The sequence below is a fragment of the Pelosinus baikalensis genome, assembly GCF_020819555.1.
Lineage (GTDB): Bacteria > Bacillota > Negativicutes > DSM-13327 > DSM-13327 > Pelosinus > Pelosinus baikalensis.
This window is the reverse complement of sequence record NZ_JAJHJB010000010.1, coordinates 1-14,653: the sequence shown is the minus strand read 5'-3', so window position 1 is coordinate 14,653 and position 14,653 is coordinate 1. Positions and strand designations below refer to the sequence as shown.

Genomic DNA, 14,653 nt, shown 5'->3' with positions numbered 1-14,653 from the left:
TGGTTTTTATAGTATTACAATTATTGGCACTTGTCAATGAATAAGGGAGGTGAAAAACATAGCAACAATAGCACAATTAATGGTGAATATTGGAGCAAATATTGGAGACTTTAGGCAAGGAACAGACGAGGTAAGAAGTGACTTGAAAAGTTTGGCTAGTGACGTGGCGAAAATATCTGCAACCGCCTTTGCTGGTATCGCTGCTGTAATGGCCCCTATTAGTGCCTACGCCATACAATTAAGTAGTAATATGCAGCAAGCCAAAATAAGCATGGACACAATGTTAGGTAGTGCACAAAAAGCAGATGCCATGATTGCAGATTTATGGAAGTTTGCTGCTGAAACTCCATTTGAATTTACCGAATTGCAAATGGCAACGAAAAGGATGCTTGCTTTTGGCTTTGCGGCAGAAGATATCATTCCAGACCTTACGGCGATAGGTGATGCGGCTGCAGGGTTAGGTGTTGGATCTGAGGGAGTTAATCGGATAACCCTTGCATTAGGTCAGATGAAAGCTAAATCAAAGGTGTCAGGCGACGAAATGTTGCAAATGACAGAAGCTGGAATACCTGCTTGGGACATACTTTCTAAGTCAATTGGCAAATCAACTGCCGAAGTAATGAAACTTGCCGAAAAGGGTGTTATTCCTGCAGATCAAGCAATACAAGCCTTGCTTGTTGGCATGGAAGAACGATTCCCCGGGATGATGGATAAACAATCGAAGTCTTTACAAGGCTTATTTTCCACGCTAAAAGATAACGTCAGTACCGTATTGATTGAAGTGTTTAAACCTGCCGTTGCATGGCTAACTGATGTAGGACTGCCGAAACTAGTTGAAATGACTGGTAATTTTTCAGACACGATAAAAAGCGGCGGCAGCATAACAGAGGCAATAAGTTCAATGTTTAGCGGTGGATTTGACGGAGTCCTTGATCAAATGGGGACGGTTGGCGAATATCTTAAAAACATAGGAGATATGATTGCTTGGGTTAAGGATAATGCCAATATGCTTATACCTGTCTTAGCTGGTTTGGCTGGTGCATTTGTTGGATTACAAATTATACAAACCGTACTTGGCCCACTTGAAGCCTTTGTAGTTACTGGAATTGTTGTTATTGGTGTTGTTTCTGCAATCTGCATTGCGTTAGGCAACATGGCGGCAGCAGCGGCAATTGCTCCATATTTTTATGCATTGATCGGGGTACTTGGAGAGTTGGCGAAATGGTCACTTATTATTGGTGGGGTGACCATAGCAATATCATTATTGGCGGCAGCAGCTTATTTAATTTACGATAATTGGGAGCCAATCAAAGCCTGGATGATAAATTTCTGGAATAGCCTAGTTAATATAGTTGCCGATAATATTGCGTTAATAGTAGCGATATTCCCAGGGCTTGGCCTAGCGGCATACGTAATATATGAGTATTGGGATGATGCAGTAAATGCCGCAAATAAGGTAATAACATGGCTTGCGGAGCAAGTAGCCTTTGTAACAGATAAAATCACAAACAACTTTCAATGGTACTCTAAAATGTGGGACGATTTTGTCGCATGGGCAAAACAAGGCGTATCTGATTTTAAAGTTTACTTATCAGATTTAGTTGACTCTTTTATACCAGCATGGGCAAGTTCGATGTTAGGCGGGATACAATCATTAGGGCAGAAGTTGGCTGCTAAAACTGCTGAAATAGGCAAAGCAATGAGGGAAAATTTAACTATTACCCCAATTAATACTAGTGGTGGATTTGGAAGCGTTCCTTATGGTCCAGAAAATACAGATAAAATGTTCGCGGGAATAAATGAAAACGGTGGCGCTGGCAGTGATACTTACGGCCCTGCAATGAAATCTGCTGGAATTAAAGCGGCAGACTGGTCTAAGGTTGATTTTACTGGTGGTGGAACCGACAAAGAAGCCGCGAAAGCAGCTAAAGCCGCCGCAAAAGAAGCTAGGCAAGTAATAAAAGAGCAATCCGATTATGAGATTGACATTCAAAAAAATAAGGCTACTTTACTACTTGACTTAATAAAAACCGAACAGGAAGATTTAGACCGTGAGCGCAAAGGCGGACTCAAAGCCATTCGACAGTATTGGTCATCCCGTGAAGATGAAGATTCCGCAGGATTAGCCGTAATAAAAGATTATTGGGATAAGAAAAATGCGCTTGATATTAAGGGTATTAATGCCGAGCTTGAAACCCTAAACGCGCAAAAAGCGGCATTAGATACCGAAATAGCAGCAACCGCCGATCAGTCTGATAGCATAAAATTAAAAAAAGAAATGCTAGACTTAACCACGAAAATAACGCTAAAAGAGCGTGAATTAGGCGACATCGTTAAGAAAAACACAGATTCTGCAAATGCTGAATCTATCGGCTATATTGAAAAACGTGCGTCATTACTGGAAAGCATTAAGCAATCCATGAAAGACCTTAATGCGACTAATGTTATTAATGGTCTGAATGGATCAAATAAAGACTTAGCGGAATTTGAGCAGGAAAAGGCTAGTAGGATAAAATCAGTTCAAGACATTGTTGATAATTGGGATAAGGCTGCAGCGGAAATAAAAGATAGTTATGGTATTGCTTTAAAAGATACTATTGATAAAGACAAGTGGCGTGCAGAACAATTTGAAATGATAAACAAGCAAAGTATTGATGAAGTAAATAAATATTATGCAACGGGTAAAGCGTTGCAGGCTGATTTAGACGAGGCTTATAACAATGGTAATCTCGCAGAATATCGAAATCTGCTAAATAGTAAATTATCCTTACAGCAGCAAGAATTAAAAGGTCAACAAGCTATGGCGGACACCTATAAAACGATTTGGAATGAAGCAAATAAATCAACTACTGAAATTATGGCAGATGCTATTAGTAGTTTTAATTCAGGCATGCAAAGCGTGTTCAAAGATATGATTTCTGGTGTGGACGGTGCCAAAAGTGCATGGGTAGGATTCCGAGACACGGTAATTGATATTATTGCAGATATATATGCAAAGCAAATGTCTGCAAATCTTACATCTAGCCTTATGAGTTGGTTGCCCGGCATAAGTACGCCATCCTTTGAACTCCCGGGCGTTAGCGTCAGTGCGGCAACTGGTGGGGCCATATATGGACCAGGTACAGGAACATCTGATAGTATCATGGCAATGCTTTCAAATGGTGAATACGTCATCAAAGCATCTAGTGTTAAACAATTTGGGACTGGATTTTTCGATACGTTAAATAATGGTCGTATGCCCGCCTTTGCTACAGGTGGACTTGTGACAGGAGCTCCGTTGTCTAGCGTAGGCAATAGTTATAGCAGTGCAAGCACAGGCCAATCAAACGGTGGAAATGAGACTCCGAACATTCGTGTAAATATAAACAATTATGGAAACGCCAATGTGCAAGCAGAAAAACCGCAATATGATGCGCAATCAAAAAGTTATATTTTAACCGTTATGGTTGATGGGCTTAAAAATAATAGCTCTGTCAGAAGTGCAGCGAAAGGGGCGATGAAATAAATGGCAGTTACAACATGGGATATTCCTTGGCTAGAGTCAAAAAGATTCTCTATTAAATACAAAACGGAAGTCGATTCCGAATACACAGCACATGAACAAAGAAGCAAATTACAATCATCCCCACGCTATGGGTGGTCTATTAGAATGCAAAAAACTATAGCAAATTATCATCTATTAAGGGGATTTTTCGAGGCCAGGAGCGGAAGGTATAACGCTTTTAATTGGAAATGGGATTCAACAATTGATCCATTTGGCGATAATAACACCTATTTAGTCAGATTTGATGTTGATGAATTTGAATTCGACGATGATGGAGGATTATGGGTTATACCGATTGTGCAGGTGGTAACGAGTGAGTAAAGGCATAAGTGCCGAACTTGAAGAAGTAATATCATCCCCGGAGATCATGCCAAGAATGTTATTAACCATTTACGCCGCAAATGGCGTTATTTTTAGGTTTGTAGCTAATGACAATCAAGATTTAGTTTTCGATGGGAATACGTATCTTTCTGCCGAGATAAAAAGAGGCGAGATAAAAACCACTGTCGAGGGAGATAAAGAGCAAGTATCCCTTACTATGTCAAACCGCTGGCAGCAATGGGCCGCCTATATCGCGAACAACGGCAAGGGACTTAAGTATAAACGGTGTGTGATTCAGGAAGTTTATCTTGATCATTTGGAGGAAGGCCCTGTATGGTTATTCGAAGGTATACTAAATACTCTCAAAACCACCATAACGGAATTTAGTTGTGTTGTTGAACGTGACACCGTAGATTTTGCCCAAGAAGGCCCTAACATGGATTATGGCCCAACTTGCCAATATATCTATAAAGGCACAGATAATCGTTGTCGCAGTACTAGACAACTTCCTACCTGTGACGGTACAGTTTCAGCATGTACGGAGCGCGGAAACATAACGAGATTTGGAGGTCATCCAAGCACACCAAATCAAATGGTGATAAGGTCATGACAATAGAAGAGCTAATAAAACAGGTTGGCAAACCCTACGAGCAGTTAGATAGTAATGGTAGAGCGTTGGGGTGTATGTTACCTGTTTATTTAATGTATCCACATTTACCTCGTTTCGACTGGCCCGATAATTTAGGCGAGTATATGAGAGACATGTTTAAAAAACATCTACAAACAATTGAATTGGAAGACATAAAAGCAGGTGACCTATTACTAATTAGGTTGCCTTTTGGTTTAGTCCATCCTGCCGTTTATATCGGAAATGATGAAGTGATTGACTGCATGGTGGAAACGAGCTTACAGAAATCACGGCTTGGTATTTATGGTCGAATAGAGGGGGCATTCAGATGCCGAGTGTAATAGGCGCAGCAGCCTGGAAGTTTGTAGTAAAAACAGTTGTTAGTTTTGCGATTAGCACTATCACAAATAAAATTTTTGGGCCAAAGGCAAAGAGCAATAGCCCTACGTATTCTTTTGGTGTACTGCAGACCCAAACCAATTCAGGTTTAGTGATGCCCCTCATATACGGCAAGGTAAAATGTGCAGGGAATATGATATGGGCTAGTCCACCGGGGGAGATACAACATAAAATTGTTAGTTTCGGCGTTGGCAAAATTAAAGGATTTTCAGACGTAAGGCTAAACGACATTCCGATTGGTGACGTAACGTTGATTTCGATCCAGAATACTATGTATCCCGATGCAACCGTTAAAGTAGGTAATGTACCAGACTGGAAATCTGGCATTTATTGCCGTAGTAGTGGTGACTCTTTTTCTTTAGATTGTCAGGCTGGCATAACAATACAAAATATAGTTGATGCGATAAATAAGCATGCCGAACATGGATGGACAGCGACAACAACATTAGGCAATATTGGCTCTGACCAAATACCTAATACGAAAGTGTCGATAACGAACTTTTGGGGCGTGGAGTGCTACGAAACTCCATACGCCCCGCACAAAGTAATGCTGCCAGGATGCTCATATACTGCATATCTAGGTGATGGAGAGCAGTTAATTGATAATAGGGTAACGGGAGAGACGCAGGAAGAAAAGGCAAAGCTAATCGGTGGTCTAAAGTATGATGCATATCTGGCTATTACCGCCAAGGCGAGCGAAAAATTAACAGGTGATTTTAATGTTACGGCAACAGTCGAGGGGCGCATAGTAAAAGTGTATAGCTCTCCAACTACTTACACTGAGCAATGGACAGATAACCCCGCTTGGTGTGAGTTAGATTTTAAAACCAGTGTAGACGGTTGTGGAATGGATATGAGCAGTATTGATATTCAAACTTATTTGACCGCTGCACCTTACTTTGATTTTTTAGTGAATGGTCAAAAAAGATTTACCTTGAATTTAATCCTTGACGAAAAAAAGAGCCGTCAAGATTGGCTAACCGAGATATTTAGTGTATGCCGATCTTACCCAACATACCAAAGAGGTTTACATGGTATTCTTGTTGACAAACCCGAGCCGGTAAGTCAAATATTTATAGTTGGCCCAGATGAGTCCATAGAAACATGGTGGCAAGATAATGAAGAAGACGTTGAGCGTCTGCAAATAGAGTATGTCGATCCCGAATATGAATACACAAAGGTCGTCGCACAAGCTGATAGAGTGCAGTTAGCAGGAGAAACAAGCCAATTCCGTAATAAAACACCATTAACTAAAAAAATATCTGTTTATGGAATCAACAACTTTCCACAAGCTAGCCAATTAGCATGGTTCCATCTAAATAAAGCACAGACCTGCCCCGAGTGGCTACAGTACACGACTAATAAAAGGGCATTGAATCGTTCTATTGGTGATGTGGTTGGTATCTGGAATCCAATCACTGAGGTTGCAGAACCGGGACTAACCTATAAACGTTATCGTATTATGCAAATGACTGAACCGCAGGAAAATAAAATTACAATGGTCATGCAAGAATATAATCCATTATTGTATACTGACCAACAAGGCAGCGTTGCACCAGTGATAAATGTGACGAAGCTGGCGAATCCCGCTGCTCCGCCGCCCGAGGTCGAAGACATACAGCTTGCACAAGTATATTACCGCCAAAATGACGGAACTATAATGTCTTACATTACAGGTGCTTGTACCTTTCCTGATTTCGGTAACTTTAGCGAAGCGAGGTTAGAATATAGTACTGACATTGGATTGACTTGGACTGATGCAGGGAAAACCAATTCAGACGGTACTTTCATTATTGACAACGTTAAGACTGGAATAAATTATCTTGTCCGCATTAAGGTTGTAAATAGAATGGGGATTGTATCCAATGGCGTTGTTTCCGAGCCTATCTATATAACAGGAAAAGACGCACCACCGTCAAACGTGCCGAGTTTGACCACTACAATAGATTCAACTGACTCTACTAAAATAAATTTGACTTGGCCCGCTGTTACTGATATTGATTTACGTGGATATAGGTTAATGGAAGGGGAAACAATCCTGACTTTTACGCCAATCCTAGACACTCGCTATACCTACATCGCGAAAAGCAGCAGGCAGTATGTTTTTAGCGTTGTAGCAGCAGACAACAGCGGTAATCCTTCCGAAATACCAGCGGTAAAATTAATAGACATCACCGTCGAACCATCTCAAGTAGCTGGTTTTTCTGCTGTACTTCAAGATACTGACCGAAGTCGTTTAAACCTATCATGGAAGGGAAATTCCGAACAGGATATATCTTATTATGAAATTCGCGTGGGTGATGATTGGGAGCATAGTACCTTAATCGCTACACAGCTAAAGGCTAACACTTACACTCATGTATTAACGGCCGAAGGTAGTCAAAATTTCATGATAAAGGCAATAAATATTGCAGGGTTTGCAAGCCAGCAATTTGCATCGCAGCGGCTGCAAATCACATTACGTCCTGATACTGTAACAAATCTGCAAGCTGTACAAGAACCACGCGACAGAAGCATGGTAAAAGTCACATGGACAGCCAGTCCAGGCAAGGATATTGCAGGTTATGAATTACGATACGGCAATGATTGGGCTAGTGGTACATTAATTAGTACAGTTAAAGAAAGTACCTATTGGTGGTACATACCAGCCAGCGGCACCTATAACATTATGGTACAAGCGCGAACAGTAGCAGGGTATGTGTCCAACATAGCAAATGAGACCATTGCGGCTATGATTGAGGCGTATGATGTGACTGGCTTTGGCGCTATACAACTTATAACCGACAGAACAAAAATAAGATTGTCATGGGATCAGCCGTTGTCTTTAGATGTGGCTTACTTCGAGATTCGAAAAGGTACAACTTGGGATACTGGCATTGTTGTAGGTCAACGTGTCACAGGGACTTACTACGACGTAATTGTTACAGAAGAAATATCCCAAACATTTTGGATTAAGTCCGTTACCGTAGCAGGAAAATACAGCCAAAATCCCGCAAAAGTTGAAGGGATTTTTAATATGAATCCTGACCCAGTAACAAATATCTTATTGGCCCAGGACGTAAATGATAGGTCAGTATTAAACATTAGTTTTACAGGGATTAGCGAGAGTGACCTTGTAGCGTATGAAATCCGCGTTGGATATGCTTGGGACACAGCCGTAAAGATAGGTGAAACAAAAGAATTGCGATGGACATATAAACCGCCTTCTACCGGTGACGTAAAAGTCATAATTAAATCCGAGAATTCGGCAGGATATTATTCAGACGAAGCAAGCGAAAATATTTATGTAATGCTTGAACCTGCAACGGTAACAGGCTTACAGGTCTTGCAAAATGGCGAATATAATGAATTGTTTTGGGATAAGCATCCCGATCCTGACGTGGTAGCCTATGAAATTAGAGAGGGCGCAAGTTTTGAACTTGGGGCATTAGTAGCAAGTGGTGTCACTCTTAATAGTTACGCCGTAAAGGTAGATGTTGAGCGCAATTACCGCTATCATATCAAGGCTATTAATCGGGCCAATAAATATAGTATCAATGCTGTGACTCAATCCGTTTTCGTAGAAAATTTACCGCCTAAAAACGTAATACTTACCTATGACGATATAACCTTGCAAACTGGCACAATGGATAATGTAGAGTTCGGGCAATCCTTAATAAACTGGTCAAATATTGGGGGTATATTTAGCGATTATCCAACTACTAAATTCAGCGATATTGGGGGGCAAAACGTACTAAAACTTTTAAAATCTGGTGGCGTTTACCCATCTAGCGGTACATATATCTGTCAGACTATTGATGTAGGCCAGATTATTACAGCTAACATATCCATGCGATTTATTAGTAGTGTCATTTTACGTGGTACAGGTTCAGCGGTATTGCAAATTCGCACTAGTCGGGACGGTATGACATGGACAGCTTGGCAGGATTTCAGACCAGCGCAATACACTTTCAGATACCTTGATAGGATGATTATCCTAGGCACGACTGACCCGACAAAAACGCCAGAGGTTAACCAAATAACAACCAGTATTGATGTGGATGACGTGGAGGCGGTTGGCTCTGTGTTAATTCCTGTCGGTGGGGCTACTATTAGTTATGGTAAAAACTTTTACACAGTGCCAATCGTAACACCAATGGCATTGGGTGATAATAAATTTCCTCAAGTGTTAACGAAAACAGATACCGAATTCACTGTAAAAATAGTAAATCGAGCCGGAACCGATGTTGGCGGTCAATTGGATTGGAGAGCAAAAGGATATTAAAGGAGTTGATTAAATGGCATATGATGCAAACAAACCAGCAGATAATGATTTTCTAGCCGATTTTCCCCCACAAATGAGGGAACAATTAAGATCAATCATTCAAGATGCAATCGTTAATTCTGGACTATTACAAGGTAAGTCCGCAGGTAATGGATCAGGGCAAATACCAGTCAGCAACGGAGTATTAAACACTGGTCTCAATGCTGAAAGAGTGGGGGGGCTCTTAGCGAGTGCGTTTGCCGTGATAGCTCATGTGCACAGCGTAGCAACATCGTCAAGTAATGGCTTTATGTCTAATACTGACTTTGCTAAATTAGCGGCTATTGCAGCAGGAGCGCAAGTCAATCAAAACGCTTTTAGCAATATATCGGTTAACGGCGTAACCATCCAGGCAGATAGCCCAACCGACACGCTAGAGGTTGTAGCAGGTACGAATATAGCTCTTACACCAGATGCTACTAACGACAGGTTAACTATTTCCGTAACAGGAAAGGTTGCCGCTGCTACTGCCGCTGACACTGCCGCCGCTTGCACTGGCAATGCTGCTACGGCAACCAGATGGGCCGCTGCTAGAAATCTTACATTAGGCGGTGATTGCACGGGGACGGTATCTATTGACGGTTCGGGCAATATGACACTGACCGTAGTTGTGGTAGACGATAGCCATAATCACCTAATCGCAAATGTTGACGGACTACAAACCGCTTTAGATGCTAAGTTGGCAGCGACTGGTACAGCGGTAAATGCGTCTAAAGTTGGGGGCTTTTCTCCTACTACTACTAGTACAGCATCAACCGTAGTTCTTAGGGATGGTTCTAATGATATTACAACAAGACTTTTCCGCACCGAATACACTGCTGGCGGTGGTAATTGCGCTTATATCCTTGGGCAAAACGCCATAGGAAGCGGTGTAGACAACTATGCAAGACCTATACCATTGGCAACCCTTAAGGCTGCCTTGGGCGTTACGTCCATTGTTGAATCTGGTGGCGGCACGAATTACTATTGGCGCAAGTGGAGCAGTGGGGATATTGAAATATTTGGAATCGTTGACGCTATAATTAAAACTAATGGATCGATAACCTTTCCAATAGCATTTCCTACTGCCTGCAAAACTATGGTTTATAGTGACACTGGCTATAACGGCGCGAACGCACATATCTTGCACACAACCACTCCTACAAAAACTGGATTTAGTTATAATTGGGATGGTTTTGGCAATCAAGGACAAGGTAACGCAATAAAAATACAATATCATGCAATAGGATCTTAAGGAGGATAAATATAATATGTACCACTTACATTACGACAAAGAAACAGGGCTAATCATTGAAGCTCCTTATCATTCAGGAGTCCATAAAGTAATTCCTATACCAAATATCGAAATAACCGATGTGGAGCATGATGATTGGATGCAAAATCAAACGACTCGCAAAGTAGATATTGCCACTAAAAAGTTAATTGAATGCGAGGCAAAGGTTACAGAGCTCACGAATGTTGAAAAAATATTTGCTCTCGATGCTGAATATCAGCCTCAATTTGCTGAACTTTCTAGTGCGTTAGGTATGGCAACACTTGCGGATAATACGGATTTAATCACCAGAATCAAAGCTGATTATACAGCGTTAAAGGCTGAGTATGATACAAAGCGAGGTGAGATCATTGGCAGTTAAAAGATGTTTTGTGTGTGGAGCGAAAGAAAGTGAAGGAAAATGTACAAATCAAAATTGCAGCAGAAGTAAGTAAGGAGCCAGGAGGCTCTATTTTTATAATAATTTGGGGGTGCAAATTTGTTAAATTACATAAAAACAGAATTTAATACACTGGTAACATGCAGCGCAATTGGCGGTGCTTTTTCTTTTCTGGTGGGAGGCGTTGATCTCCCGATCTCGTCTTTACTGACATTGATTTGCCTAGACTACCTAACTGGCATTTATGCCGGGTGGGTAAATCATTCAGTTAGCAGCCAAGCAAGTTTTAACGGTCTAAAACGGAAGGTTTTTATCCTTGTTATGGTAGCTCTTGCAAACTTGCTGGATAACGCCATGGGGCTGAATCACATGTTCAGGACCATGATGATATTTGGCTATGGAGCAATGGAGGGTATTAGCATTTTTGAGAACTTTGACCGTATCGGTTGGGGGCAATATATTCCTGCTATTTTGCGAAGCAAGTTAATTCAACTGAGGGACGAGAGGGGGATAAAGTAATGAAAATAGTAATTAATGGAGGGCACTACCCAGTGAAATATTTAAAATTATAATAAACAACGGACACCAAATGTATTTAATGATATAATATTTACAAGAGGTGATTCTATGGCAAATATCATTAATGACAATACTCCAAAATCGTGGGATTGTTCTTATTGTGGTGCAAAGTTTAATCTATCTACATTGCAAAGATACAATTATAGAAATAAAAACGCCAGAAAATTTTATTGTAATAAAATTTGTTACCACAACAGTACAGTTGGTCACGAATGCTACATTAAAAAAAATCCATCTATACCAATTGACGGATTTTGTTCACACTGCAAGAAACATATAATACTAACTCAAACTCAAAGAAAAAGGATTAAAATTAATAAAAATTACAATATTTATTGCTCAAAAGACTGCTCAAATAAAAATAGAATCGATAACGCAATAAAAATAGTTATGAAATGCGATGGATGTGGAGAAAGTTTTATAGCAAGTGAAAACCAACGGTTAATACCAAGTGAGAAAAAATATTGCAACAACGAATGTTATCACAAACATCGGACTGGAGAAAAAAATCCTAATTGGAATGGTGGTAAAGTTGTAGATAAAAACGGTTATATTTATATTCATTATCCAAGTCATCCAAACGCGAATTGCAATGGATATGTGTTTGAACATAGGTTAATAGTTGAAAAACATTTAGGAAGATATTTAAGAAAAGACGAAATAGTTCATCATAAAGACGAAAACAAAAACAATAATTGTATTGAAAATCTTCAAGTTATGAGCAACGAAGAACATATTAAATATCATTATGAAAAAGGAACATATAAACTAAACGGAGCAACCTAATAGGTTGCTCTTTTTTATTAAAAAAGGAGCAGATGTGTATGAGAATCGTGTGTAATGCAGGGCATTATCCCGGACTTGACTCCGGCGCAGTAGGGCAAACAGGATTACAAGAGGCAATTGTAGCAGCAGATATAGCGCAAAAGGTGTGTAAATACCTAACAGTCGTAGGATACGAAGTCCTATTTGTCCAGGAAAACGAACTATATCAGATTACCAATGCGTCCAATAGGTTTGGTGCTGATTTGTTTGTATCAATCCATTGCAATGCTGCAGGGAATGAATCTGCACAAGGTGCTGAAACTTGGTTTAATAATGGTTCTGTAAAAGGCAGAGAATTGGCAACTTGTATTCAAGATCAAATTGTCAATTCCATTAAATATCCCAATGGTGAAAACATTGTTGATCGAGGCATCAAAAAAGCAACACCAGGAATTAACGGATTGTATGTTCTTAGCAATACAAATTGCCCCGCCGTACTAGTAGAGACAGCTTTTATTTCTAACGCAGACGATGAACAGTTGCTTGCAGATGATATCAAGCGAAATCAATTCGCCGCTGCAATTTCCAGGGGTGTCACCGATTATGTAGGAGGAATGTAATATGCTTAATACACTTACAGCGAGGGGTAAAGTAATCCTCTCGCTTATTGTTTTTATTGCCGTGTCCGCTGTCGGCTATTTCATTTACCAATATTTGCACCCTGCACAGCTTGTAACGCCATTAAGCCAGCAACAAGCAGAAACACCCCAAGGTATAGATTTAGCGGCTCACAACGCAAAGGTAACTATGATGCAAGATCAGCTTGATTCAGCGGCAAGGCAAGTTGCCGAGCTTAAGAACCAAAAACCTGATACCATCATTAAGACCGTACCAGTAGAAGTAGAAAAAGCAGTTATTAAAGAAGTTGAAAAACGTGGTGCTGACTTTGCAATTGTGACTGATCCTACAAACCCTAATAAGGCTGTCGATTTAAACGAGGTTGCAAATCTTCCCGCAAGTACTGACGTAACACTTAATCAATATAATGTATTTGCTTATAAAAAAGTACTTCGGGACATTGCTGTTTACCCCAGTTTTACAGGCATTACGCCAAACGGAATAGACGAAGTTAGCTATGGTGTTAGCCGTAAAATTACTAATGACGGGAAGTATGTTGGACTTGTCGTAGGGTATGAGTTCGATGATAAAAAAACTAAGATAGGACTTAGATATACATTTTGACATGCGAAAGCCGCCTTACTCTTTTGAGTTTGGCGGCTTTTCTTTTTTCTATTAAAGAACTAGCAAGAGAGTTCTTCGACTGCTTCTATTTTTGAAATTTCTTTACCGTTATCGTTAATGTATTGCATAAGTAAAGCATTGAACTGTTCTACTGTTACCAATTGAGTTGTTTCAATTTTTATTTTGTGGGTATTGGTGTTGAATAATGACTTTGGAAAAGTACTACCCTCGACATGAGCAGGAAAACGGCTTACTTTTAAAATAGGATCTTTTTGAAATGTGTTAAAAAAAGTTTCCTCTTCGTCAAGGTAACTTTCTTCATTGTCCCCTTCAAGATTGACGGGATTAAATTTTAATGCAAAAATTTGATTCATAGCAAACCCTCCTTTTACACTGTAATTCTATATATCAAAAATTAATCCTCCCTAATATATACCACTTGTTTTTTTCTCATAGAAACCCTATAATTTAACCAAACATACGTTCTATATAGAGGTGCTAAAAATGAGCGATTACAAGGTTTTCGTAGAGATTATAGCAAAACACGACATACACGGTAATGTTCGTCCGCTGTCCATCAAATGGGAAGATGGCAGAGTATTTGAAGTGGATCGTCTAATTGATGTACGCCAGGCTGCGTCATTAAAGGGTGGCGGTGTGGGCATACGCTATACCTGTAAGATCATGGGCAAGCAGGTTCATTTATTTGACGATATGGGTAAATGGTTTATGGAAAGAAAATAGAAAAACTCCCTAAATTTATAGGGAGTTTCTTTATGCTGATTTTTGCTTAGTCTTGCGAGGTGTTTTCTTCTTGGTTTCGGTTTTCTTTATGGCTGCCATGCTTGCCTCCAATGCATCCATCAAACCTGCAAAATACGGTGAAGTGTCGGTAGATTTTACTACAGTCTGCTCACTACCTGCTTTTTTATCTATCATATCTAAAATTTGTTTGTGATACTCGTTTTCATATTTAGATGGATCAAATCTAGTTATCAAAGAATTAATAAGTGTTTTAGCCATATTCATTTCTTTGTCTGATAGTTCTACGTTGGATGGTAAATCATTTTCGATCTCTTTTGTTTGTACAATTTCATCCGCAAAAAGCATCGTAGATAGAGTAATAACATTATCCGTAGGTCGTATTGCTGCAAGATATTCTTTGTTTCTCAAAACAAACTTAGCAATTCCGACTACGTTAGACTCAGCCATGCCCTGCA

General features: G+C 40.0%; 14 protein-coding genes. 12 read left to right on the top strand and 2 right to left on the bottom strand.

What is annotated here, in order from left to right; all coding sequences use genetic code 11:
• Positions 1-49 precede the first annotated feature (49 nt).
• The 11 genes from LMF89_RS09125 (at position 50) to LMF89_RS09075 (ending at position 13,433) form a co-directional block, all read left to right on the top strand.
• Positions 50-3,505, top strand: a complete 3,456-nt coding sequence (locus tag LMF89_RS09125) for a tape measure protein (RefSeq protein WP_229534788.1) — start codon at positions 50-52, stop codon at positions 3,503-3,505.
• A 144-nt stretch (positions 3,506-3,649) separates the two neighbouring features.
• Positions 3,650-3,865, top strand: coding sequence for a hypothetical protein (locus LMF89_RS09120; protein ID WP_229534787.1), 216 nt, complete (start codon positions 3,650-3,652; stop codon positions 3,863-3,865).
• Positions 3,858-4,475, top strand: a complete 618-nt coding sequence (locus LMF89_RS09115) for a baseplate hub domain-containing protein (RefSeq protein WP_369412571.1) — start codon at positions 3,858-3,860, stop codon at positions 4,473-4,475. The genes LMF89_RS09120 and LMF89_RS09115 overlap by 8 nt, the downstream gene beginning before the upstream one ends.
• On the top strand, positions 4,472-4,834 hold the full coding sequence (locus LMF89_RS09110) for a hypothetical protein (RefSeq protein WP_229534785.1): 363 nt from the start codon (positions 4,472-4,474) through the stop codon (positions 4,832-4,834). Before LMF89_RS09115 ends, LMF89_RS09110 begins: the two co-directional genes overlap by 4 nt.
• Positions 4,822-9,156, top strand: coding sequence for a phage tail protein (locus LMF89_RS09105; protein ID WP_229534784.1), 4,335 nt, complete (start codon positions 4,822-4,824; stop codon positions 9,154-9,156). Before LMF89_RS09110 ends, LMF89_RS09105 begins: the two co-directional genes overlap by 13 nt.
• Positions 9,157-9,169: 13 nt before the next feature.
• The gene (locus LMF89_RS09100; protein ID WP_229534783.1) at positions 9,170-10,429 is read left to right on the top strand and encodes a gp53-like domain-containing protein; all 1,260 of its coding nucleotides are present in this window, start codon (positions 9,170-9,172) and stop codon (positions 10,427-10,429) included.
• 16 nt (positions 10,430-10,445) lie between these two features.
• Positions 10,446-10,829, top strand: a complete 384-nt coding sequence (locus tag LMF89_RS09095) for a hypothetical protein (RefSeq protein WP_229534782.1) — start codon at positions 10,446-10,448, stop codon at positions 10,827-10,829.
• 117 nt (positions 10,830-10,946) lie between these two features.
• Complete coding sequence (locus LMF89_RS09090; RefSeq protein WP_229534781.1) at positions 10,947-11,366, top strand: phage holin family protein; 420 nt, start codon at positions 10,947-10,949, stop codon at positions 11,364-11,366.
• Positions 11,367-11,474: 108 nt separating this feature from the next.
• Positions 11,475-12,212 (top strand): HNH endonuclease, encoded by a 738-nt coding sequence (locus LMF89_RS09085; RefSeq protein WP_229534780.1) that lies wholly within the window; start codon positions 11,475-11,477, stop codon positions 12,210-12,212.
• A 38-nt stretch (positions 12,213-12,250) separates the two neighbouring features.
• Positions 12,251-12,811 (top strand): N-acetylmuramoyl-L-alanine amidase family protein, encoded by a 561-nt coding sequence (locus tag LMF89_RS09080; protein ID WP_229534779.1) that lies wholly within the window; start codon positions 12,251-12,253, stop codon positions 12,809-12,811.
• Position 12,812: 1 nt separating this feature from the next.
• Positions 12,813-13,433: a hypothetical protein gene (locus tag LMF89_RS09075; RefSeq protein ID WP_229534778.1), complete on the top strand. Its 621-nt coding sequence runs from the start codon at positions 12,813-12,815 to the stop codon at positions 13,431-13,433.
• A 59-nt stretch (positions 13,434-13,492) separates the two neighbouring features.
• On the opposite strand, the gene LMF89_RS09070 is transcribed toward LMF89_RS09075, so the two are convergent.
• Positions 13,493-13,807 (bottom strand): hypothetical protein, encoded by a 315-nt coding sequence (locus LMF89_RS09070; RefSeq protein ID WP_229534777.1) that lies wholly within the window; start codon positions 13,805-13,807, stop codon positions 13,493-13,495.
• 130 nt (positions 13,808-13,937) lie between these two features.
• Between LMF89_RS09070 and LMF89_RS09065 the strand changes: the two genes are divergently transcribed.
• Entirely contained in the window at positions 13,938-14,177 is a 240-nt protein-coding gene (locus LMF89_RS09065) for a hypothetical protein (protein WP_229534776.1), read from the top strand.
• A gap of 30 nt (positions 14,178-14,207) precedes the next feature.
• Here LMF89_RS09065 and LMF89_RS09060 read toward each other — a convergent pair.
• Positions 14,208-14,653 (bottom strand): Ku protein (locus tag LMF89_RS09060; RefSeq protein WP_304622599.1); only part of this gene is annotated, 446 nt, incomplete at its 5' end.